21 protein-coding genes are annotated in these 23,359 nt (G+C 59.9%); 8 read left to right on the plus strand and 13 right to left on the minus strand.

Annotated elements, in window-relative coordinates; all coding sequences use genetic code 11:
- Window positions 1-216 precede the first annotated feature (216 nt).
- From PY649_RS22375 to PY649_RS22400, 6 genes are all read right to left on the minus strand, one after another.
- On the minus strand, window positions 217-1,866 hold the full coding sequence (locus PY649_RS22375; protein WP_285870899.1) for a GMC family oxidoreductase: 1,650 nt from the start codon (window positions 1,864-1,866) through the stop codon (window positions 217-219).
- Entirely contained in the window at window positions 1,863-2,303 is a 441-nt protein-coding gene (locus PY649_RS22380) for a gluconate 2-dehydrogenase subunit 3 family protein (protein ID WP_285870901.1), read from the minus strand. Before PY649_RS22380 ends, PY649_RS22375 begins: the two co-directional genes overlap by 4 nt.
- Window positions 2,304-2,324: 21 nt before the next feature.
- Window positions 2,325-3,170, minus strand: a complete 846-nt coding sequence (locus PY649_RS22385) for a carbohydrate ABC transporter permease (RefSeq protein ID WP_285870902.1) — start codon at window positions 3,168-3,170, stop codon at window positions 2,325-2,327.
- A 10-nt stretch (window positions 3,171-3,180) separates the two neighbouring features.
- The gene (locus PY649_RS22390; protein WP_285870903.1) at window positions 3,181-4,020 is read right to left on the minus strand and encodes a carbohydrate ABC transporter permease; all 840 of its coding nucleotides are present in this window, start codon (window positions 4,018-4,020) and stop codon (window positions 3,181-3,183) included.
- Between the two features lie 95 nt (window positions 4,021-4,115).
- Window positions 4,116-5,411 (minus strand): ABC transporter substrate-binding protein, encoded by a 1,296-nt coding sequence (locus PY649_RS22395; RefSeq protein WP_285870904.1) that lies wholly within the window; start codon window positions 5,409-5,411, stop codon window positions 4,116-4,118.
- Between the two features lie 57 nt (window positions 5,412-5,468).
- Window positions 5,469-6,227 carry a sugar phosphate isomerase/epimerase family protein gene (locus tag PY649_RS22400; protein WP_285870905.1) on the minus strand — a complete coding sequence of 253 codons (759 nt, stop codon included), beginning with the start codon at window positions 6,225-6,227 and terminating at the stop codon, window positions 5,469-5,471.
- A 144-nt stretch (window positions 6,228-6,371) separates the two neighbouring features.
- On the opposite strand from PY649_RS22400, the gene PY649_RS22405 reads away from it, so the two are divergent.
- The 4 genes from PY649_RS22405 to PY649_RS22420 all read left to right on the plus strand — a co-directional run bounded on the left by PY649_RS22405 (window position 6,372) and on the right by PY649_RS22420 (window position 10,668).
- On the plus strand, window positions 6,372-7,412 hold the full coding sequence (locus PY649_RS22405; RefSeq protein ID WP_285870907.1) for a LacI family DNA-binding transcriptional regulator: 1,041 nt from the start codon (window positions 6,372-6,374) through the stop codon (window positions 7,410-7,412).
- A 219-nt stretch (window positions 7,413-7,631) separates the two neighbouring features.
- A complete protein-coding gene (nanR, locus tag PY649_RS22410) occupies window positions 7,632-8,345 on the plus strand; it encodes a transcriptional regulator NanR (RefSeq protein ID WP_285870908.1) in 714 nt (237 codons plus the stop codon).
- A 555-nt stretch (window positions 8,346-8,900) separates the two neighbouring features.
- A complete protein-coding gene (locus tag PY649_RS22415) occupies window positions 8,901-9,746 on the plus strand; it encodes a phosphogluconate dehydrogenase C-terminal domain-containing protein (RefSeq protein ID WP_285870909.1) in 846 nt (281 codons plus the stop codon).
- Window positions 9,730-10,668: a sugar phosphate isomerase/epimerase family protein gene (locus PY649_RS22420; RefSeq protein WP_285870910.1), complete on the plus strand. Its 939-nt coding sequence runs from the start codon at window positions 9,730-9,732 to the stop codon at window positions 10,666-10,668. The genes PY649_RS22415 and PY649_RS22420 overlap by 17 nt, the downstream gene beginning before the upstream one ends.
- Here PY649_RS22420 and PY649_RS22425 read toward each other — a convergent pair.
- Complete coding sequence (locus PY649_RS22425; protein WP_285870911.1) at window positions 10,643-11,569, minus strand: SMP-30/gluconolactonase/LRE family protein; 927 nt, start codon at window positions 11,567-11,569, stop codon at window positions 10,643-10,645. The two genes, PY649_RS22420 and PY649_RS22425, sit on opposite strands and share 26 nt — an antisense overlap.
- A 136-nt stretch (window positions 11,570-11,705) precedes the next feature.
- Between PY649_RS22425 and PY649_RS22430 the strand changes: the two genes are divergently transcribed.
- The 3 genes from PY649_RS22430 (at window position 11,706) to PY649_RS22440 (ending at window position 16,290) form a co-directional block, all read left to right on the plus strand.
- Window positions 11,706-12,725: an ABC transporter substrate-binding protein gene (locus tag PY649_RS22430; protein ID WP_285870912.1), complete on the plus strand. Its 1,020-nt coding sequence runs from the start codon at window positions 11,706-11,708 to the stop codon at window positions 12,723-12,725.
- A gap of 89 nt (window positions 12,726-12,814) precedes the next feature.
- Window positions 12,815-15,286 carry an ATP-binding cassette domain-containing protein gene (locus tag PY649_RS22435; protein ID WP_285870913.1) on the plus strand — a complete coding sequence of 824 codons (2,472 nt, stop codon included), beginning with the start codon at window positions 12,815-12,817 and terminating at the stop codon, window positions 15,284-15,286.
- Window positions 15,283-16,290 (plus strand): ABC transporter permease, encoded by a 1,008-nt coding sequence (locus PY649_RS22440; RefSeq protein ID WP_285870914.1) that lies wholly within the window; start codon window positions 15,283-15,285, stop codon window positions 16,288-16,290. Before PY649_RS22435 ends, PY649_RS22440 begins: the two co-directional genes overlap by 4 nt.
- 162 nt (window positions 16,291-16,452) lie before the next feature.
- Here PY649_RS22440 and PY649_RS22445 read toward each other — a convergent pair whose 3' ends face one another.
- The 6 genes from PY649_RS22445 to PY649_RS22470 form a co-directional block, all read right to left on the minus strand.
- Window positions 16,453-17,352 carry a metallophosphoesterase family protein gene (locus PY649_RS22445; protein ID WP_285870917.1) on the minus strand — a complete coding sequence of 300 codons (900 nt, stop codon included), beginning with the start codon at window positions 17,350-17,352 and terminating at the stop codon, window positions 16,453-16,455.
- A 27-nt stretch (window positions 17,353-17,379) separates the two neighbouring features.
- A complete protein-coding gene (locus PY649_RS22450) occupies window positions 17,380-18,192 on the minus strand; it encodes a class I SAM-dependent methyltransferase (protein WP_285870919.1) in 813 nt (270 codons plus the stop codon).
- Window positions 18,189-19,448: an ABC transporter substrate-binding protein gene (locus PY649_RS22455; RefSeq protein WP_285870921.1), complete on the minus strand. Its 1,260-nt coding sequence runs from the start codon at window positions 19,446-19,448 to the stop codon at window positions 18,189-18,191. The genes PY649_RS22450 and PY649_RS22455 overlap by 4 nt, the downstream gene beginning before the upstream one ends.
- A 21-nt stretch (window positions 19,449-19,469) precedes the next feature.
- Window positions 19,470-20,306, minus strand: coding sequence for a carbohydrate ABC transporter permease (locus PY649_RS22460; RefSeq protein WP_285870922.1), 837 nt, complete (start codon window positions 20,304-20,306; stop codon window positions 19,470-19,472).
- On the minus strand, window positions 20,303-21,160 hold the full coding sequence (locus PY649_RS22465; RefSeq protein WP_285870958.1) for a carbohydrate ABC transporter permease: 858 nt from the start codon (window positions 21,158-21,160) through the stop codon (window positions 20,303-20,305). Before PY649_RS22465 ends, PY649_RS22460 begins: the two co-directional genes overlap by 4 nt.
- 89 nt (window positions 21,161-21,249) lie before the next feature.
- Window positions 21,250-22,413, minus strand: coding sequence for an ABC transporter ATP-binding protein (locus PY649_RS22470; RefSeq protein WP_285870923.1), 1,164 nt, complete (start codon window positions 22,411-22,413; stop codon window positions 21,250-21,252).
- A 173-nt stretch (window positions 22,414-22,586) separates the two neighbouring features.
- On the opposite strand from PY649_RS22470, the gene phnF reads away from it, so the two are divergent.
- Window positions 22,587-23,330, plus strand: a complete 744-nt coding sequence (gene phnF / locus PY649_RS22475; protein ID WP_285870924.1) for a phosphonate metabolism transcriptional regulator PhnF — start codon at window positions 22,587-22,589, stop codon at window positions 23,328-23,330.
- The last annotated feature ends 29 nt before the right edge of the window (window positions 23,331-23,359 follow it).

Genomic DNA, 23,359 nt, shown 5'->3' on the forward strand with positions numbered 1-23,359 from the left:
GGCGCCGAAAGCCATTAAAGTCAGGAAATAGTTTAGTCTGGTCAACCGACCGCGAAATTTGAACAACACGTCGATCATCATTGCCTCCAAGCTCGCGCTGCAGCCGATCAAACGTAAGTTGCAAAGCTCTAAATAATATTAGATTACGAGAGCGGGCCCTAGCCGCCGACTTTGAAAGCAGGTTCGGCAACTCTTCGCACCGCCGGCGTAGCTAGACTAGAGAGTTTCGGCAATATGATGCGCGTTTCGAAAAGCTATCGCCATGATCGTCAGGACCGGATTGTAGCCGCCGTTCGTGGGGTGCAAAGAGGCATCGCACACAAAGAGATTGTCATGCCCCCAGACCTTGCCGAAGGGATCTGTGACAGAATTTCTTTCGTCTTCACCCATTCGGCAGGTTCCCGCCTGATGCTGACCAGCCGACAGGCGTAAGGTCTGCTTCCTGCTCCAGGTGCGGACAGCACCCGCTGCCTGCATCCAGGCATCGGCCTTTTCCAGTATATGGTTGGCGGTGCGTACCGTTTCTGGATGTGTAGTGCCCGACAATTGCGCGACCGGCCGGCCATATTTGTCGCGCACGTCGTCGGCAAGGCTGACGCGGCAATCGGGGCTGGGTATCTCGTGGACAGGGCCCTTGATCTGGGCGATGCGGCTGAAATTATCCCGCATGAAATGCTTGGCCTTCAGTCCGTAGCGCGGAAGGTCGTCAGGCAGGCCGGATTTCCAGAGGATGATCGGCAGCATGACGAAATCGTCGGCCAGCATAGCCCCCCCGATCACGCCGTCATTGCCGTGATTATAGTCGGTCGTCGCTATCGACACGCCCGGCCCCTTGCTGTCCTGCACCTCTTGGTCGAAAAGTCCGAAGATGGTCGGATAATAGTGACCCTGCAGATGGCGGCCGACCTGGTCGCTGTTGTTTCCGAGGCCATTGGGCTCCCGCTCTGTCCGCGTCATCAGCATCAGCCGCGCGGTTTCGATGGCTCCGGCCGAGAGAATGACCACATCTGATAGAACCGGGCGGCGGTTGGTCTGTCCATCGACGTCGGTCTGCAGGATATCGACCCCGATCACCTTGCCGCGATCGTCGGTCGCAACTGCGTCGACGACGGTTTCGGTGAGCAGGTCACAGCGTCCGGTCGCCAGCGCCCGCGGCAGTGCCGTGTTCTGCGTCCCGTTCTTGCCGTTGCTCGGACAGGGAAAGCCGACGCAGGAGCCGCAACGGATGCAGGCGCCTCGCCCGGCGCGCGCAATGGTGTTGACGAGAAGCGGCGGCGTGAACGTCGATAGGCCAAGCGCATGCGCGCCTGCCCGCAAACGGCTGGTGGTGGGGTTATCCGGCACGGGAGGCATCGGATAGTTGCTGCTGCGCGGCCCGGAATTGCGGTCACCGCCTCCGTCGCCGGAAACGCCGATCTCCTGTTCGGCCCGGGTGTACCACGGTTCCAGCTCCTCATAAGAAAATGGCCAATCCGTTAGCGAAGATCCGTCGGGACGACCGTAGATCGAGGCCATGCGAAAGTCTTTCGGGTGGAAGCGCCAAGCGAGACCGCCATAAACGAATGTGCCACCACCGACGCCGGCTGCATTGACGTGATAGCTGTCCTGATATGGCCTGACGACATGGCGCACACCGTCCTGTCCGACAAAGACGCGCGGGTTTCCCTCGATTTCTGGGCCGGTGTTGAAGCCATAGGTTTGCAGTCGATGATTGCGGAGATGGTCGCGATGACCGTCCTCACCGTAGTTGCGATACTTGCCCCGCTCGACGAGCAGCACGCGCTTGCCGGCCTCTGCGAGCACACAGGCAGCAATATTTCCCGCGGCCCCTGCCCCGACGATGATAACGTCATAATCGGTCTTCATGCCCATAACCTCCCGCGAACGGCGTCCTGCGGATTTTCCTCAGGCCCGCTCGGTCCTTCGGGAAGCCCGGGCTGATAGCCGATCATCTCCCAGGATATGGCGGCCGGATTGGCGCCGTTTGCCGGGTCGGCATAATAGCCTTCGGCGGCAAGCTCACAGAGCGCCTGAAACCAAACCTCATGATCCAACCCAGACAGGATTTCATCCTGTTGCGACGCGCTGAGATGCTCGAAGCGGTCGTTGGTTCTTTCGTCCAGCGCCGCGAGACCCCGACTGATGTCGTCCTGGTAAGCGACAAGCCCGACGTTGCAAAGGTCCAGGATGAACCGATCGACACCGTTTTCCGTCGCCGATGGAAAGTCGTCGGCGGGAATGATGCGATCAAGGATGGCGCGAAAGGTCTCGAGCCTGAAGGGACAGATGTTGGGATCCTGCATTTGACGCCTCTTGGTCCTGCGTCACCGGCCGGCCAGCGAGCCGCCGATGCCGCCAATGCTGAAAAATCGATTGAGGAAGGCAAAGATCAGGACGGGCGGAGCCAGCATGATCACGGCGCAAGCCATGACGGGCCCCCAATCGGTCTGGTTCTGCTGGAAGAAGGTCTGAAGACCGACCGCGAGCGTGAAACGACTGTCGGTGCGCAGAAAGACCAGGGCAACGAGATAGTCGTTCCAGGCGACCAGGAATCCGTAGATTGCCGTGGAGAGAATTCCGGGGAGCGAATTCGGGATAACGATGCGCAGGAATGATCCGAAAACGCTGCAGCCATCGATCCAGGCAGCCTCTTCGAGATCGGCCGGGATCGTGTCGAAATAGGCGGCCATCATCCAGCACGCCACCGAAACGCTGGAGGCAACATAGATGATGGAAACGCCCGCCAGCGCATCGACGAGACCGATCTTCGACAAGAGAATGAAGAGCGGGATGATGAAGACGACGATCGGAAAGCTCTGAATGACGAAAATCAGCATGGAGTAAAGCGACACCGTGCTGCCACGAGCGCGCGACAGGACATAGCCAGCAGGCGCCGCAACCAGCAGCGACAGGCATGAGGCACTCACCGAGACGATCAGGCTGTTCTTGAGCCAGACAAGAATATCGGTGTGTTCGATGACATAGGCGAAGGTATCCAGTGTCGGACCGGCCGCATCGGAATAGAGGCGCGGCCTCAGCGCCAGGCCGAAAATGACGAGGATCGGACTGAGGACGACGAGTGTAATCAGTCCGAGGATGACGGTGCGCGTCCAGACCGCACGCTCGCGGCTTGGATTTATCGGTCGGCTATGCGCGGGCTCCGATGGCATCACGGTCCCCCTAGATATTGGCCTTGCGCACCTGCCGGAACAGCAGAAGCGAAAGCGCCACCAAGACGATTGTCATCAGGAAGGAAATCGCAACACCATAGCCGGGAAGGAAATCCTGAAATACGGATCGATATGCGAGGACGATCAGCGACGTCGTCGCATTCACGGGGCCGCCACCGGTCATCAGGTAGATGGTGGCGAAGTCGTTGACCGAGAACATCGTCATCAGGATCCAGCTGATATAGGTCGACCGCGCCGTCATCGGCAGGACGATATAGCGGATCTGCTGGCGCGCGATTGCCCCATCCAGCGTAGCAGCCTCGTAGACGCTGTTGTCGATGCTCTCCAGGGCTGCGGCTCCCATCATCATCATGAAGGGATAGCTGATCCAGATCTTGAAGAGGCAGACGGTGACTATCGCCATCGTCGGATCAGCCAGGAACAGCACTTGGCCCATGCCCAGGGTCTCGGCGAGCTGCGGCAGAAGGCTGCGCGGCGTCGCCACCAGCCAGTTCCAGCTCATCGAGGTGACGACGATCGGCACGATCCATGGGAGAAGCAGCAACACCTTGAACAGATTTCGCCCGGGAAACTGCGGCTTCAACAGGATCGCTAGCCCGAAGCCAACCAGCCAGCTACCGAATACGCCGCAGACAGTGAAGAGCAGCGTGAACGACGCTGCCTGCCAGAAAGCCGGGTCCGTCAGCACATTGATATAGTTCTGCAGCCCGATGAACCTGCCGAAGCGCAGCAAGCCGCCATTGTGCAGCGACTGCGCGAAGGCAAAGCCGAGCGGATAGGCATTGATCAGCGCCATTAGCAGGATCGAAGGCATGGCGAGACTGGTCATTGTCAGTCTGCGCCCTTTATCGGCGGTCGAGCGGCGCCCTTTGGGCGCGGTCGCCGCCCGCCTACCTGCCGACAATGCCTGAACCTGCGACATGGCTATTGCACGACTTTCTTCAGCGCGGTTTCGAGGGTTTCCAGCATATCCTTCGATTTGGTCTTGCCCTGGATGATCTGCTGGACGAAGGCCGCGCTGGCGGCACCGCCGTCCACGGCGTTCAGCGCCGCGAAAGCATGTGGCGCCTGCGCACCGATCGTCTTGCCGACCGGCTGCCATTCGTTGATCGAGATGACAAGGTTTGGATTGCTCTGGATAACCGGCAGGTCGGCAATGCTTTTCTTGACCGGCAAGTCGATCGCAACGCCGCTCGTCCAATAAGTATGCATATTGTCGAGGTACCATTCGAGGAATGCCTCGGACGATTCCTGCGAGGGCGTCGTCGTGAACATCCAGAGCGAATTGATGTAATAGACCGTGCCCAGATCGCCGTGTCGCGCCTTGATCGGATGCGCCACGACCACATCGGATTGGATTTCCTTCGGAACAGTCTTGTCGAGACCCGTCTGGCCGAAGCCCATGGCGACGCGTCCGGATTTCCAGTCGCTCAGTAGATTGTCGGAGGTATAGCTCGCCGCATAGGGGTCGATAATTCCCTTCTGGACCAGCTCGTTGATGAAATCGAGCGTCTCCATATTGCGGTCGGTCACACAGTTCAGCGAGCCGTCTGGTGCGAAGAAGCCGCCACCATTGTTGATCATCAATGCCGAGACAGTATGCTGGGCATCGGTCGTCGTGCTGCCGGCTGCAAGGCCAAGTCCGACGAGGCCGATCTTTTTCAGCGCTTCGCCAGCCTTGATGTAGCTGTCCCAATCGGTCGGCGGCTCGGCGCCTGCCTTTTCAAGCAGGGACTTGCGATACCAGATGACACGCAGGTCCATGGACCATGGCACAGCGGCGTAGCCGCCGTCGGTTTTCATCGCGGCCAGAAGTCCGGGCAGGAAATCATTCTTGCCGTCCTTCTGCAGCTTGCCCACCAGATTATCCGCCGGCGCGGCAACACCCTGATCGAGGAAATAGAAGGGCAGGAAAGCTGCGCCGGAGCTGACGGCGGGCGTCGTGCGGGAGGCAGCAGCCGAGGTGAAAGTCTGGTACCAGTTGGCCCAGGGAATCGACTGGTAGCGAACGCCGAGCGCGCCGCCGGCAGGTGTGTATTTTCCGGTGAGTTCTTTGGCGGCCGCCGTATAACCGGCTCCCGTTCCCCAGACCATGTCCCAGAAGGTCAGCGTATCGTCAGCGGCAAAAGCCTTGCCTGCGGCAGAGGCCGCGAAGGCCGCGGCAGAGGCCGCAAGGAATGACCGGCGGTTCATTGTCATGCTACCCGATGTCTCGTTCATTTGCGGCTCCTCCCCTGTTGAACGAAATCGATCTGCCTTGGCTGTCCCATGCCGCGGCTATCGAAGCTCCTTGAGATAGGCGAAACTCCGGGCAGCGAAACCAGCCGGATCCTTGGGATTGTCGTGCTCGACGACCATCAGCCTGGCGCCATGTGAATGAGCCGTCTCCCACAGCTCGCGCCAAGGCAATATGCCAGCGCCGACATCGCACCAGCCGTCCTCATCTTCATTTTGACCCGCCGGCGCCTGATCCTTCACATGTGCCGAGACGAGCAAGGGGGCATATTTTGCAAGCCATGTCTTAGGCTCTTCACCGCCGCGCGCGATCCAGGCGATGTCCGCTTGCCAGGTGAGCGGACTGCCGTCGGCACCTTTGAAAAGACAATCAAGGGGATACTCGCCATTCTCGAACGGCGTCATCTCCCAATTATGGTTGTGGTAGCCGAGCTCGATACCTCTCTCCTTCAGCCGTACCGCCATCTCACCGAGCTCGGCGCCGACGCGGCGCCACGCATCCGCATCCCCGCCGCGTTCTTCTGGCGGCAGCGCGGGCATGAAAAGCTGGCTGATTCCCGCCTCAATGGCGGCATCGGCTGTGCGCTGCAGCTCGCTGCGAAGCATCGTCATGCCGACATGGCCGCTCGGTGCGCGGAGCTGACGGCGCTCCAGCGCTGCCTTCAAAGCCTTGGGATCATTGAGATGGCTGCCAATGGTCTCGACCGCGGTGAAACCAGCCTGGGTGGCGGCATCAAGCTGCGCGTCAAGCCCACCGAGATTGCGGAGCGAATAAAGCTGAATCGAAAGTATCGGCGGCATGAGGCTCCTCCCTATGCCAACCACGACTCCCGCATGGCTGGCAATTCACGCAATCGATTGCGCGAACCTAACAGCGCAATCGATTGCGTGCAAGCCCGTCATCGCATATTCATGTGATCAGAAAGACCCGATCGTGGAAAAACTATGCCCAAGCGCAAGGCGGAAGATAACAGGCTGGCTCGAAGCCCGACGATGGCGGATATCGCGCGCATCGCCGGCGTCTCTGCCGCGACGGTCAGCCGTGCGCTGGCTGGCTTGCCGCCCATAACGGAGGAAACGCGCCTACGCGTCGCGCAGGCTGCGAAGGAAGCGGGTTATGCCGTCAACCGCCATGCGAGATCGCTGCGGCTGAAACGCAGTAAGGTGATGCTGGTGCTCATACCCAACCTTGCAAACCCAAATTTTCCTGATCTGCTCATGCATATCGATCGCGCCGCCTATGATTGCGGCTACGATATCATGATCGCCCACACCGCCATCGATCCACATCGCTCCGACCGTTATGTCGACGAGCTTCTGGCAGGTGGTCTCGACGGCGTCCTGCTTACGGCAAATTACTGCCCTCCCAAGCTTCTGGAACGCATTTCAGCCGGTGCGCGATTGCCGATCGTGCGGACACTGAGCCCGACGCCGCGTCCCGACGGAATCTCGGGGGTGCAGATCGACGAAGAGAAGGCCGCCTACGATGTGGTCGATCATCTTGCCAGACAAGGCTACCGGCGGATTGCTCACCTCGGCGGCCCACCAAAGGAGATCGTTGCGATCGCCCGTAAGCGTGGCTGGGAAAAGGCGCTTTCAGATCATGGATTGGACGCAGGGTCCGATCTCTACGTTTCGGCTGGCTTTTTGATCAACGACGGGCGGCGGGCCGGTGCGGAACTCGGTCGAAGCACCGCGTTGCCCGATGCCATCTTCTGCTCCAACGATGAATCTGCGTATGGCTTGATCGCCGGCCTCAAGGAACGAGGTCTGCGTGTACCGAACGACATAGCGGTCGCAGGCTTCGACGATTTGAGCTTCTCCGCCGTTCTCGACCCACCGCTCACAACCGTCCGCCTCCCGCGCCGAGAAATGGCGGAAAAATCAGTGTGGAAACTGCGCGCGCTGATCGAGGAAGATACGCCGAACGATATCACGATCCTTGAGCATGAACTGCTGATCCGATCCAGCAGTATTCGCAACTAAACTGTTCCTCGTCTTTCATCTGGGGTCAGCAATCGAGGCCGAAGGGCCTCCAGCCGGAGCATGCAAATCATCACATGATCGGACGTAGCGACCTCTTCTTCTGGCCCCGGTCCGCGACTGGAACCGGCGGTCAGCTCTCGACACATCAGAGTGATCTCGATATTCACATTACATCATCATATAAGATAGTTGACTGTAAGACCGCGGCGGAGAAGTGTGATGGAGCCCGTACAAAAGAAGAAGCTTTATATCGACGTCTTGGAACGCATCATGTCCGCGATATCGACTTCGGAGTTTCCGCCTGGTTCGCAGTTGCCCTCCGAAAAAGAACTGATGGGGATGATTGGTGTTGGTCGACCGGCCATTCGCGAGGCGATGCAGGCGCTGCAGCAGATGGGGCTGATCCGGATTTCGCATGGCGAGCGCGCCCGTGTCATCAATCCGACGCCGGACGTGATCGTGGCCCAGATCTCAGCCGCAATGATCATGATGCTGTCGACCAACCCGCGTGGTCTGGAAGAACTCAAGGAAATCCGGCTTCTGCTGGAAACTGGCCTTGTCAGAGTGGCAACACGGCGGGCAACGGCGCGCGACCTCGACAGGCTGGCCGAGGCCTTGCGCGAACTGAGAGAGGCACGCGGCAACAATCTCCGCTTCGTGGCCGCCGACATGCAGTTTCATGCCCTCATCGCCGAGATGAGCGGCAACTCGATGATCGCCGCTGTCTCCAAGGGAATGCTTGACTGGCTGTCACGCTTCAAGCGGGACCTCGTGTCGGTGAAAGGCGCGGAGCGCCTGACGATCGAAGAACACGAGCGGATCTTCAAGGCTATTGTAAACGGCGACGCTGAGGCGGCGGGCAAGGCCATGGAGGACCACATCGGCCGGGCCAGCGAGCTTTACACGCAATATATCGCTAATCCGCCGGAATAGTTACGCCGTCTCCAAAACTCATATGATGACATCATCTCTGTTTGATGCTAACCCTATACGAAATGAGCGTAGGGCCAGGTCATGCCGAGCCGCATTCATGCAACCTATCTGATCGAGACGTGCTGTCCGCTTCCGGACGCTGCGGCGGCTATTGCTCGCGAGCAATCGAGCGGCACGTTCCGAGCGCTCGATATGAAAACGCCGGCGCTGATCGCTCAATTTGGCGCTCGCGTTGAAAGCATCGGACCCCATGGAGAGGTCGATGGGGAAGCTCTGCCGCTCTCATCCCCGCCGAAATCATCGCGCCGAGCGCGCTCCCGCTGTGCTCAGGTGCATTTGTCGTCGAATCTCGAAATACCGGAGCGGCATGCCTCCTGCCGGCGTCGAACGCCGCTTCGAGAGCCTGCGCCAAGCCTTTGACGCTGCAGCGGCCGGCAATTCGACTGCCGAATATGCAGGGTCGCATCCCGAATTCGAGATAGCCCTCGCATCGTTCGGGGGCTGACGTAACGCTTCGATGCGCCCGCTGGCGCGGCGTAAAATGGGAGGAATAGAATGGCAATGTCAGTTGCGGTGCTGGGCGCCGGGGGAAAAATGGGCCTTCGCGTGACGAAGAAGCTGGTCGAGGCCGGCTACGACGTCCGCGCTGTCGAAATCGGCGATCTCGGCCGCGAAAGGCTCGCTGAAGCAGGCATAGATCCCGTTGGGATGGATAAGGGTGTACCGGGTGCTAATGTCGTCGTCATGGCGCTTCCCGACAATATCATCGGCAAGGTTGCCCGACAGATCACGCCGAGCTTGAGCGCCGGCAGCATGCTGATCATACTCGATGCAGCAGCACCTTATGCCGGGGACCTGCCCGGCGATCGCCCCGACCTCACCTACTTCGTCGGTCACCCCTGCCACCCGCCACTGTTCGGTGATGAGACGGAATGGACGGCCCGCCGCGATTATCACGGCGGCATCGCCAAGCAATCAATCGTCTGCGCGCTCATGCAGGGGCCGGAACAAGATTATGCGCGTGGCGAGGCAATCTGCCGCGCCATGTGGTCGCCCATCATCGACTGCCATCGCGTAACCGTGGAGCAATTGGCCATCCTCGAGCCCGGCCTGTCGGAGATGGTGGCGATGCCCTTCGTCGACACCATGGTGGAGGCCGTCGAAGAGTGCGAACGAAAATACGGCATTCCCCGCAAGGCGGCGCTCGATTTTCTCATCGGCCACCTGAATGTCGAGATTGCCATGTGGTTCGGTTATTCGCCGAAAGTGCCGTCGGATGCAGCCCTGAGGCTGATGCGCTTCGCCAAGGGGGTCGTTGTCAAAGACGACTGGCGCGAAGCGCTTACTCCGGCAAAGGTCAGGGAAGCCTCGGAACTGATTGTCTATGGCAAAGGCAGCTGAACCGGGAAAAGACAAGCGGATCGTCTCGATTTCGACGGTGCTCTTCGATGGCTATCCGATGGGGACGTCTATCGAGGAGATCGCGCGCTCCGGCGCAGCTTATGTCGAGCCTGCCTTCATCAAGGGTTATGTCGAATTCGACGAAACGACGTTCACCGGCGGTTCAGCCCGAAGATTTCGGGCGGCGGTCGAGGCGTCCGGGCTCGCTGTTCACACAGTCTCCGCTCATATGGACCTGGCTTCTGATGACGCCGGCTCCATGCTCGACCGGCGGATCGGCTTTGCGCAGGATGTGGGCGCGCGGGTTCTCATCACAAACGCCGGGTCGATCGTCGCCCGCCACAGGATCCTGGCAACGATCCGAGCGCTCTTGCCGCGCCTGGAGCGCTGGGGCGGTCTGCTCGCGCTTGAAAATCCCGGGCATGGGAGCAATGACCTGATTGGAAGTGCTGCCGAGGGACAGACGCTGATCGGCGAGGTCGGGACGGAGATGGTGCGGCTCAACCACGATACCGCGAATGTCTTCACCTATAGCCGCGAAGCTCGTCAGCCCGAGCCCGACTGGCGGGTTGCCGCGTCCGTCATCGCTCATGGGCATCTCAAGGACGTTCGCGCGAGCCGGGAGGGATGGAGCTTCTGCCCGCTCGGCTCAGGCAATGTCGATCTTTGCTCGTACCTCGCTGCGATCCCCGAAACGCTGCCGCTCAGCATCGAGCTGCCGCTGCGGCTCGAGCGCCCGGGGCGCGCCGATCCAGAACGGCGCTCCCGCGCCAAGGATTTGGGGGAACTGCGCGTGGCGCTCTCGCAGTCTCTGTTGTTCCTGGCAAACCCGCTGCCGGCGCGGTCGGAAATGTCACGAGCAGCTGGCAGCACAGTGGCGGACGCTGACGGTGCCGCTAGCCCATCGCCAGACCAGAGGTGAAGACGAAGACGGAATAGATTGAGCTGGTTCCGCAGATGAACAGCCTGTTCCTGTGGCGCCCACCGAAAGTCAGATTCCCGACGATTTCGGGGATCCGAATTTTACCGATCAGCGTGCCATCGGGATCGTAGCAATGCACACCATCAAATGCGCTTGCCCATACCCTGCCCTCGCGATCGAGCCGGAACCCGTCGTGGATTCCGGACGTCGACGTTGCAAAGACGTCTCCCCCATGAAGACGTCCGTCGTCGCCGAGAGCGAACCGGCGAATATGTCTGGGACCATTGCGCAGGTGCGTCGCCCCTGTATCGGCGATGAACAGGGTTTTCTCGTCAGAAGAAAATGCAAGTCCATTCGGCTGGACAAAGTCGTCGGTCATTTGCTGCAGGCGCCCCGTCAGCGGATCAATCCGATAAACGTGGCATCCGTCGAGTTCGCGGCTCTGGACGAGCCCCTCATAGTCGGTGATGATGCCGTAGGATGGATCGCTGAACCAAATCGATCCATCCGACCGAACGATCACATCGTTTGGAGAATTCAGACGCTTGCCCTCGAACATGTCCGCCAGCACCGTGATCGACCCGTCATGTTCGGTCCGTGTCACCCGTCGGGTCAGGTGTTCGCAGGTGACGAGACGGCCCTGCCAATCCACCGTGTTACCGTTGGCGTTGTTGGACGGGGCGCGGAAAACCGACACGGAGCCGTCGGTCTCATCCCAGCGCATCATCCGGTCGTTGGGGATATCCGACCAGATCAGATACCGCCCTGCCGCAAACCACGCCGGCCCCTCGCACCAGCGAGCGCCCGTCCACAGTCTTTCGACCTTGATATGCGGGGCAAAGAGAGCCTCGAAGCGTTCATCGAGAGCCTCGAACCCAATGTCGTCTTGCTGACCTCCCAACTGGCCTCCTCACTTTCCACAGGAGCCGTATCCGGTCCAGGGCCTCCACTTGCTATATTGGTATACTGGTATAATGTGATAACCACACGGTGTCTAGCTATGGAGAAGCTCGCCGTGTCTCTGGAGGAGAGAAATCATGAAGAAATCGATTGCATTGATCCTGGCCGGGAGCGTCATGGGTTCGTGGCTTGCGACGCCCGCCCAGGCCGCCGACAAGCCTGTTATTGCTCTTTCTAACGCCTATTACGGCAATACCTGGCGTCATCAGATGGTGGACGCTTTCGAGGCCGCTGCCAAACAGGCAAAAGCGGACGGCAAGATCGCCGACTATATTGTCGTCAACGGCGATGGCTCGGTTGCACAGCAAAGCAGTCAGATCGGCGAACTCATTTTGAAGGGCGTGAAGGTACTTGCTGTCGATGCTGCCTCGGAAACGGCGGTCAATGGCGTCATCGAGAAAGCGTGCAAGGCCGGGATCATCGTGATCTCGTTCGATTCCGTCGCTTCGGCTCCGTGCAATTATCAGCTGAATTTCGACTTCAAGGGCTACAAGGCCCAGCAGGCGGAAGCCGTTATCAAGATGCTCGGCGGGAAGGGCAACATCATCCAGGTTCGGGGTGTAAAGGGCTCCGCTCCCGACAATGACATGTACAATTCCCAGATGTCGGTGCTCAAGAAATATCCGGACATCAAGGTTGTTGCGACCGTCTATGGGCAGGCGACGGCGTCTGTTGCACAGGCCGCTATCACAAACGTTCTTCCCAGTTTGCCGCGTGTTGATGCTGTCCTTGGTCAGGGTGGCTCGGACGATGTCGGCATCGCGCAAGCCTTCGAACAGTTCGGCGGTCAATATGCGAACCACATGCCGATCATCGAAGGCGGCGGCGGTACCGATTTCGTCAAATGGTGGGCCAATCAGAGCCAGAAGAACGGTTACAAAACAATCTCGATGAACACCACGCCAGGCATTGGCGGCGCGGCATTCTGGCTTGGTCTTGCGCTTGCTGAAGGCGCCAAGGCGCCGAAGATGATGATCATGCCGGTCGCGACGGTGGATGAAAAAAACCTCGCAGAATATGCAAAACTGCCGGGCGGACAGATCATCAGCCCGACATATTCGCCGGAATGGGTGAAGGCGAACCTCCTGAGCAAGTGAGACCCCGACCGGGATGGCAAGCCTTTTGCCTTGCCATCCCGGTCATTGCCTAGACGCCGGATCGTAGTTGAAGGGTGCGAAACACTCCCATGAAATTCAACCCTCATGCATTTGAAGCGGCGACAAAGGAAGACGGAGTCGCATGCCTTGTATCGCTGAAAGACATCGTAAAGTCCTACGGTTCGACCATTGCGAACTCCGGCATCAGCCTGTCCATCGATCCCGGCGAGGTTATCGGGCTCGTCGGCGGAAATGGCGCGGGCAAGTCGACACTGATGAAGATTCTCTGCGGAGGGACATCGCAGGACAGTGGAGTGATCGCTTTTTCCGGGGCGGAAATTCGAACCACCGAATACGGTCCTGCCGAAGCGCAGGCGCTCGGCATCCGCATGGTGCATCAGGAACTTTCGCTTTGCGGCAACCTGTCCGTGGCAGAGAATTTCTTCCTCGAGCTTCCTCAGGGCGCAAAGTTCCTTCCGGGATGGCGGTCGCGCTATCGCGATCAGGCGCGTGCTGCCCTTGATGCGGTTTTTCCGGGATCGGCGATCGATGTCGATTCCGGCGTTGCCAATCTGACGATCGGCGAAAGGCAGATTGTCGAAATCGCTCGGGCCGCAGCAGTGCCAGGGGTGCGCTTGGTGGTTCTCGACGAGCCGACTTCATCGCTCGATCAGGATCGTTCGCGGCAATTGCGGGCCTATATTCGTCGACGGTCGGCTGAAGGCGTCGCTTTCATCTTCATCAGCCACAAGCTCCAGGAGGTCATTGATATAGCGACAAAGGTCGCGGTCCTGCGCAATGGCCAGATGGTCTGGAACGGCGCGGCATCGGAAGCGTCGATAGAAAAGCTCGTTCAGCTCATGGGTGGCAACGTGAACGCGCTCGCGGCGCATGGCACGTCTGCCACCGCCTCTACTGCAGAGGAAATCATAAGGATCGGCGGGAAATTTACCGCGGGACGGGAGAACGAGATTGCCATATGTCGCGGAGAGATCGTCGGGCTGGCCGGCCTGGAAGGGAGCGGTCAAAAGGAACTGCTGGAAGCGATCTTTTTAAGCCGACGCTTTGCAAAATCCGGTGTCGAGCATCAGCAGAAGATCGGCTACATCGCCGGCGACCGTCCCAGGGAAGGCATCTTCTCCCAATGGAGCGTGCTGTCTAACATCAGCATAAGCAGGATTGCCGCACTCGGTTCGTTCGCTTTCATTTCCGAAAGCGCGGAACGCTCGGCCGCGGAAGGTCCGGCCGACGACCTGCGGCTCGCACGCAACCGGTTCGATTCCAACATATTGGAACTCAGCGGCGGCAATCAGCAAAAGGCACTTGTGGCGCGCGCGCTTGTCGACGATGCGCCCGTCATCCTTCTTGACGATCCAACGCGTGGCGTCGACATCGCAACCAAGCAAGACTTCTATCGCATTTGCAGCGAGATCGCTGCCGAAGGCAGAACTCTTGTCTGGCTTTCGACCGAGGAGGCCGAGCTTCAGACCGCCGACAGGGTACTCGTCTTCTCTGGAGGCCGTATTGTCCAGGAGCTTGTCGGTGAAGAAATCACCGAGGAAGCAATGGTCGCCGCGTCATTCGTTCATCAGGCCGCTTCGGGAACCGAAGCAAACGAGGAAAAAGCCAAGCACGCCCGTTACGCACGATGGGCCGTTCAGAGCGCATCCTTCGTGAGCTTGGCAGTGGTACTTTCCGTAATGGTTGCGATGAACCCCGCAGTTTTCTCGGTTTTCGGTCTGGATCTTCTCTTGATGCCGGCGCTTTCCCTGGTTCTGGTCGCGATCGCCCAGATGTTCGTCGTCGGCGGCAGCGAGATCGACCTTGGGGTCGGAACCTTCGCCGGCTTGATCAGCGTCTTGAGCGCAACACTACTCTATGACCAACCGGCCTATGGAGCGCTTGCAATCATTGCCGCCCTGGCGGCCTATGCGGCGCTTGGCGTTCTCATCACAGCACGAAAAATCCCGGCAATCGTCGTCACGCTGGGGGCATCTTTCATTTGGCTCGGCATCGGCTATTCCGTTCAGCCTACGCCCGGCGGATCGAGCCCGGATTGGCTGAGTTCCCTCTTCGGATGGTCGCTCGCGGGCCTGCCGACATCGGTGATATTGATTGTCGGCGTCGGCCTGATTGCCGTCCTGATTGACCGGACGCCACTGGGTGTCGTGCTGCGTGGCTTCGGCGCCAATGCCAACGCGATGGCGAAATCCGGTTGGAGATCGGTCAACTATGCACTGGTGCGCTATCTCATTTCCGGGCTGTTTGCCGCGGCGGCCGGGCTTTCGCTGACGGCGATCAACACCGCGAGCGACATCAATTCCGGAAATTCCTACACGCTTCTCAGCGTCGCCGCCGTCGTCATGGGGGGATCCAGCCTCATAGGCGGTATCATATCGCCGGCCGGAGTGGTGGCGGGAGCGGTGACCTTATCCCTGATCGGCGCGTTGCTCGGCGTTCTCAACGTGTCGAGTGACTACAATGCGGCAACCCAAGGCATCGTCCTCATACTGCTTCTTGCATTTCGAAGCATGGTCGCTGATCGCAGGAGTGAAAGATGAACCGGCTGAACACGTTCATACAAAAAAACCGGTGGGTCTGGTCGGCCTTGGCAGTTCTTATTCTGTGGATCGTTCTGTCCACTGCCACGGGTCGATTCAGTGTTTCCAACCTGTCCGGCATCGTGTTGTCTGCGTCCTTCCTGACCCTAATCGGTCTTGGTCAGATGTTCATCGTTACGACCGGCAGGGGCAATATCGACCTGTCAGTCGCATCGGTCATTACGCTCAACGCCTATCTCGCCCTCATCGTCATCCGCGGCGAGGACCAAAATCTTGTCTGGGGATTGGCGGTCGCGGCGATCCTTGGGCTCGCGATCGGATTGGTGAATGCGATCCTGGTCGTGGTGCTGCGAATTCCGGCCATCATTGCAACGCTGGCGACGGGCTATGTTCTGGCGACGGGCACCTTGCTCGCCAACAAGGCAATTCCGGGCTTCCTCGTCAGCCCAACCCTGAAATACATTGCCAGCGCGCGCATTGCTGGAATGCCCGTCATGACGATCATAGCGATAATTTGCGCGGGCGTGGCGGCCTATGTCCTTCGTTACGCCGCCTACGGCCGCAAGCTCTCGGCCGTTGGACAAAGCCGGGCGGCGGCTCATCTTGCCGGTATTCGGGTCGGCTGGATCATCACGTCCACATTTCTCATTTCCTCGGTACTCGCGTCGTTTACCGGCCTTCTGCTTGGAGCCTATGTTGGCGGCTCGTTTCTCGAGATGGGACAACCCTACCTGCTTCAGTCCATCGCCGCCGTCGTGCTTGGCGGAACCCTCATCTTTGGTGGCTCGGCGACGGCGCTTGGTACCGCGTCGGCTTCGGTGCTCCTCATTCTCATCGTGACGACCATGCAGATTCTCGGATTGCCCCCCGGCGCTCAGGATATGGTGCAGGGAGTCGTGGTGATCCTCGTCCTTGCTCTCGCCGGGCGGACGGCTCAAACAAGACGCGCTATGCAATCGCCTCCAACTGGAGCCCAGTCGACCGCTACCGGCCTAGCGAAATGAAGCCCCACGTGGCGAGGGCAGATCAGCTGGCTCTGCGACTGCGGAAGGACGAGAATCCATTCCTATGTGCTATCGGAAGGTTCGGGTCCCAAGTTGGATGCGCTGAGCTTCAGAGAGCGCGAAACGGGTGAAGCGGGCAGTTGCGCCCGCCGAGCTGCGGGTTCATTTCTCGGCGAGTTCGAGGCCGCGCAGCGGTTCCGTGTGATAAAGGTGATGAAAGGTTTCGGGCGCACGCATCCAGTTTCCGAGATCGATGTTCAGAAAATGGGGCGGCTCAACAAATTCATGGGTATGGTCGGCTGCGATCAGCGTGTGAACGACATAGCCGGTGCGTTTTATCCCGCGAACAGGGTGGCGCAGGCCGTCGCGATCTATGACGAAGGCCGTCGAAGGTGCCCAGATCTGCTCCAGTCCGTCCCAGATCGCCGTCTTGTAGTCGTGGATATGGCCGCTGCAGATCACTGTGCCGCAGGCGGGCGACAGGGCTCCTTTCAGCCGCTGGCGATGCTCTGGATATAGAGCGCTCTGGGTGGCAACCGCTTCGTCCGGTTTGTCCAGATAGATCGGCTTGTGCTTGAAGACCATCAGGCGGCGCCCGGCGGCGGTGGCTGCGGCTTCCTCGATCATGGCCAGCTGCTCGGCTTCGCCTTCGATAGCACTTCCTGGCAGCATCGAATTGAGGCCGAGCAGCCTCCAGCTCTCGCCGATATCCCGGCACCAGAAATCCGGCCCGAAATGCTTGAGATAGGCCTGCCGCCGGGCCGCGGTGATCAGCCTCTCGCCGCCGCGCACGTCCGGCCTGCTGTTGCCGACATCATGGTTGCCGGGCACGAAGACGACCGGACCGCGCAGCCGCTGGAACTGTTTGGCGGCAAAGGCGAGCTCTTCCTCGAATTCCGCACCCTCGATCGACATGTCGCCGGTGCAGACGATGAGATCGTAGGTTGCCGCATTTAGCAGCTCGACCAGCACTTCCCAATTGTGCTGGAAGAAGGGCCGGCGGCGGCCGAGATGCGGGTCTGAAATCTGGATGATGCAAAGCTGATCGGGAGAGTCTTGCATTGGGAATGCCTTTGCTAGCGAAAGAGATTAGCGTCTGGGGTCCGGGCGCTCGGCCCGCATGGCGATGACCACTCGGGTCACATAATCGATCTCGACGGTTCCGTTTCGGGAGTGGGCCTGCAGCAGGCGTTCCAGTTGATCGAGATAGGCAGCCTTGCCAATCGCCGCGACCGCGCGCTGGGTGATGGTGGAAGACAGGCTGAAGCTGACGAAATCCTTCTTCGAAAGCAATGTGCGCCATTCAAAATCGCGCAACACGATCGAGGAGGCCAACTGATGTGTCGAAAGTTCAGCCGCGACATCAAGGGCGCGATATTGGCCGTCGAAGGCCGGAAAGGTGCCGCGCCTGTAGCCGTTAACGATGGATTCGTGCAGTTCCTCATAGGCGCCGAGCCATTCGCTGTCCCACCATCGGCGGATGTTTTGGACAATGACGAGGCGGCCGCTGTCCCCGAGGCAGCGGAAGGCCTCCGCGTAGAAGGCCGACCGTTTGAACCAATGGACCGCGGTGGCGGCCGTTACGACGGCAACGCTTGCATCCGCGAAGGGTAGCTTTTCGGCCGAACCTGCCATGAAGGCGATATTGCCGAGCTGACCGGACGCCGCCTCCGCCATGCCGCGCATGTCGGCGCTCGGCTCGATGCCGACTACGTCTGCCTCGGGAAGGAGGCCTGCAAGCTGGCGGGTGAAGATACCGGTCCCGGCACCGACATCGACGACGATGCCGCGTGTGCCGGAGAGATCCGCAATGGCCTCAACCGGATAGCTTGGGCGGGTATCGTTGTAGTGGAAGGCCAGCCCCTCATAGGGGCTGGCGAGTACGGTGTCTGTCGTGGTCATTGCAGCAGGGCCTGTACGTCGTGATTGATGGCGCCGGCGGTCTCGGCTGCGGTCTTCTTACCGGTTACGACGGCTTCGAGGTGGCCCTTGATCACGTCGATGATCTTCAGGCCGTTCGGGCCGGGAAAGGCATACCAGCCGGTCAGGCTCGGGATCTGCTTCAGGCTTGTCTGGTAGTTCGGCTGGGACTTGTAGAAGTCGCCAAGCAGATCCGGCGTGTTGACGGCGATGCTGTTGCTCGGGAAATAGCCGGTGTGGCGGGCCATGATAGTCTGGCCGATCGGACCGGTCGCGAACTTGATGTATTTCCAGACCGCTTTCTGCTTTTCGGCATCCTTGGTCAGCATCATGGCGGCATTGCCACCGGCGGGCAGGCGGCCATCGACTGATTGCAATGGGAAGGGATAGGTGCGGAAGGTGAAGCTCTTGCCGATTGCGGCCGTCGCCTTGCCGAGATTGGAGCTGGAATCGGCGAAGATCGCGATCTTGCCCGCCGCAAAAGCAGGCCGCGCCTGCGCCGACGGGAGGTTCGGCATGCCGGCCTTTGCGAAGCTTTCCAACGTCTGCAGCGCCTTGACGCCGGCCGGACTATCCAGTGTGGCGGTCTTCTCATCCGCGCTCAACATCTGGCCGCCATTGGAAAAATCGAGGCTCTGGTACATCCAGTTGCCGGTGATGTCCCATTGGAAATAGAAGCCGGTCACACCCTTCGCGGGGTCGTTGAGCTTCTTGCCGAGTGCGACCATATCGTTCCAATTGTCCGGGAACTTGTCCGGATCGACGCCGGCGGCTTTCAGCAGGTCGACATTGACGCAGATGATTGGGGTCGAGACTGCGAAGGGAATGGCATAATAGCTGTTCTTCAGCGTGCCGATGCGCAACATGCCGGCGTCATATCCGAGCTTGTCGGCGCCGCCGTCAGCCTCGATGAAGCCGTTGAGCGGCACGGCCAAATTGCGGTCGACCAGGCTGCGGATGAGATTCTGACCCTGGAAGAGAACGTCCGGCAGATCGCCGATCAGCGCGCCGCGCAGTATGTTCTGGGTTGCCGTCTCGTAGCTGTCGGCGGGTGCGAGGAATCTAATCTTGATACCAGGATTTTCCGCCTCGAAGCGGGTCTTGATCTCCTCGTGCGCCTCGGCCGTTGTGCGGTCGTTCGCATAAAGGACGTTGATGGTGGAATCGGCAGCTTGGGCAAAGCCCGCCGAAAGCCCGAGAAGCCCTGCAAGCGCAATGGATCTGGCAACGGACTGCATGAAAATAACCCCCATGTTGATCTATTTGAGTGAAGAGGATGCGAGCCCTTCGATGAACCATCGCTGGGCAAGGATAAAAGCGAGAAGCAGCGGCAGGACGATGAGCACCGCACCGGCCATGAGCGGGCCAAAATCGGACCCAGCCTCGACATTTCGGAATGCGGCCGCGCCGAGCGATGGCGGCATCAGATCCCGGCTCTTGATGACGATCGACGGCCAGAAAAGGTCGTTCCAGTGAGCCACAACAGAGAAGATGGAAAAGGCGATGACGGCCGGCAGCGCCATCGGCACCATGATGCGCCAGACGATCGCAAGTTCGGAGAGCCCATCGAGCCTTGCCGCCTGGACGATGTCGTCCGGGATCGACTTGAACGACTGGCGCAACAGGAAGATGCCGAAGGGCGAAACGATGAAGGGCAGGATGAGCGCCGCATAGCTGTCGAGAATGCCGAGCTTGTAACAGAGAATGAACAGCGGCAGGGCAAGCACCTGATGCGGCAGCAGCAGCCCGACGAGCACGAGGCCGAACAGCAGGCCGCGTCCGGGAAATTTTAGTTTGGCGAGCGCATAGGCGCATGGCGCGCAGAACAGGATCTGCAGCACGAGGATCGCCAGGCAGACGACTGCTCCGTTGAGCAGGAAGCGGGCAAGTGGCGCTGCGTGCAGCGCCTTGCTGTAATTTTCGTAGGCACCCCAGTGCTGCGGGATCAGTGCGAAGGGTGAGCCGAATATTTCCGTCGGCGGCTTTACCGAGAGACTGAGCATCCAGATAAAGGGGATAAGCGCAAAGAGCGTGGTCGGCAACAGGGCCGCGTGACGGGCAAGAGCGGAGCCGATGCGGAGAGGCGAGAGGCTCATGCGTAATGCACCCTTTTGTCCATGACGCGGGCCTGAACGAGCGTCAGCGTGACGACCACCGCCAGAAAGACAATGGTTACGGCCGCGCCGTAACCCGGGCGCAAATATTCGAAGCTTTCGCGATAGAGCGTATAGAGCAGCACGTCGGAAGCATGGCCCGGTCCGCCCTGAGTGAGGATTTCGACCGTATCGAACACCCGGATAGCATTGAGCGCCACGACAATGACGACGAACATCGTCGTTGGGCCGAGCATCGGCAGCGTCACGGTCCGCAGCCGGTCAAGCCACAGTTCGGCGCCATCGATGCTTGCCGCATCGTAGAGATCCTTCGGGATCGCTTTGAGGCCGGCCAGAAACAGCACCATGGCAAAGCCGAGATTCTGCCATATGCCGATGACAGCGAGCGTCGCGAGCACCGTATTGTCGTCGCGCAGCCAGTTTGGCGTCGGAAGACTGACCAAGGCGAAGACCTGATTGACGAAGCCGATGGTCGGGTGAAGAAGCCCCTCCCAGGAAATCGCCATCGCCGCCAGCATCGCCATGTAGGGCAAGAAATGCACTGCCCTATAGAAGGCCCTGAGGCTCTCTCGGCTCTCGATGAGGATCGCGACCAGAAGGCCGAGCACAACGGTGACTGGCACGACGATCAGCACATAGATGAAGGTGTTGATGACCGAGTTGCGGAAATCAGAATCGGCAAAGACCTCGCGGAAATTGGTGAGGCCGACAAATTGTGGGCTGATTGCACCGAACTGCCAGTCCGTCAGCGCAATGCCGAACACCATAAGAACGGGGAGGAAGAAGAGGGCGACAAGTGCGATTGTCGCGGGTCCCACCAACCAGAGGGCCGTCATTGTTTCGCCGAATGCGGCGGCTCTAGCGGCAGCGCCCGGCTTGTCCTTCGGCGAATGCCGCGCATTCAGCCTCGTATCGATCACGGATGTCATCGCACGAACTCCCTGACCGATACGACATTGTTGCCCGTCCTCAGACGCCGGCCGGCTTCGTCGAACACAAGGAGCCTCTCGGTGGAAACGCTCAGTTCCAGGAGATCGCCGGGGTTTGCGTCAGCGAGATGCTCGACCGGCAAACGGGCAACCACCGGCTGCTCCTCGCCGGCGATATCGAGATGTGCGAAAAGATCGGAGCCCAGATGTTCGATCAGGCGGATACGGCCGCGGAAGATGCAAGGGCGATCGCGGGCGGCGAGCTGGAACGCCTCCGGACGGACGCCGAGGGTCAGTGCAGTGCCCGGGGGCTGTTCGACGGCAACCGGCACCCTCATGCCGGCGATTTCGACATGGCTGCGATCACGCGCTGTCGCCTTCAATAGGTTGATCTTCGGCGAACCGACGAATTCGGCGACGCGGCGATCGGAGGGGTCGGCATAGATGTCCTGCGGCCGTGCCACCTGCAGCAATTGCCCATCCAGCATGACGGCGACCCTGTCCGACAGCGTCATGGCTTCCGACTGGTCATGCGTGACGTAGACGAAGGTGACGCCAAGCCGGCGATGCAATTCCTTGATCTCGCTGCGCATCTGGACGCGCAGCTTTGCGTCAAGGTTTGAAAGCGGCTCGTCCATCAAAAAGACCGCAGGGTTTCGCACCATGGCGCGTCCGACTGCCACACGCTGCCGTTGGCCGCCGGAGAGTTGCCCCGGCTTGCGATCGAGCAGATGGCCGATGCCGAGGGCATTGGCGGTTTCGCCCACAGCCGCTTCGACTTCAGCTGCCGCGCGTCGCGTACCGGGAAGAAACCGGCCGACGATCGGCAGGCGCTGCCAGGCCGACAAGCGACGCATCCGCAGCGGCAGGGCCATGTTCGCGGCGACCGTCATATGTGGATAAAGCGCGTAGGACTGGAACACCATGGCCACATCGCGTGCCCGGGGACGTTCGCCATCGACGTTTCTGCCGTCGACCGCGAGGCTCCCTCCGTCCTGCACTTCAAGGCCGGCAATAATGCGCAGCAGCGTCGACTTCCCGCAGCCGCTCGGGCCGAGAAGAGTGAGAAACTCGCCATGTGCGATCTCAAGCGAGACATCGCGCAGTACGAGTGTCTGCCCGTAGCTCTTCGTTAAGTTGGATAGGCTGAGTTGCGCCATGTCACGATCGCCCAATGCATTTAAAACCCGTATCGACAGAAATCTGTCTAGACAGATTTTATTTCAGCTTCGTGACGGGCCTGCTGAATGCTGGCTGCAAAGTGAATGGTTTCGGGCTGCGCCAGCCGCAATAGTATAGTAACGAGTCGATCAAAGGATGACGGAAAGAGAAAATGGCGGAAGAACGCATGCTGCACGACGGCCAGGAAGGCCCGCTCTGGAAACAGATCGAGGCGGCCCTGCTGCAGCAGATCAGGGACGGTCGTTTCCAGTCAAACGGGCGGCTGCCATCGGAATTCGATCTTGCTTCGGAGTTCGGGGTTAACAGGCACACGGCCCGCCAGGCGATCGGCGCACTGGTTCAGCGTGGCGTGCTGTTCAAGCGCAAGGGCGGCGGCTCCTATGTCGTTCCAGGTATGCTGGATTATGCGATCGGCGAGCGGACGCGCTTCAGCACGAACGTCGCGGCGCAGGGGCGAGCACCGGCTCACACGCTGCTCGTCATCGAGGAGCGGCCGGCGCACAAGAAAGCGGCCGATGCTCTAAACATGGCGGAAGGCGATCTCGTGGTCTTCATTTCGCTGATCGGCGAAGCGGACGAGATCCCGATCTCTGTGGCCGAGACCTATCTTTCCGCTGCGCGATTTCCGGGCTTCGGCGAGAAATATCGCGAATATCATTCGATGACCAAGGCGCTCGCTGATTATGGTGTGCGCGACTACAAGCGCGATGTCACCCGTTGCAGCGCAAGAATGCCGTCTCCAGAGGACGTCAAACATCTCCGGCAATCCGATGCCTCTCCGGTTCTCTTCGTCGAAAGTCTCGATATCGATACGGATGGCCAGCCTATCGTCTACCACGAGACGCGTTATGCCGGCGAACGCGTCCAGTTCGTGATCCGGCGGGGAGACCTGTAAGGCTAAGCGGCTGGGTACCAACGCGGCCT

The sequence above is a fragment of the Rhizobium mayense genome (assembly GCF_030272705.1).
GTDB classification, from domain to species: domain Bacteria; phylum Pseudomonadota; class Alphaproteobacteria; order Rhizobiales; family Rhizobiaceae; genus Rhizobium; species Rhizobium mayense.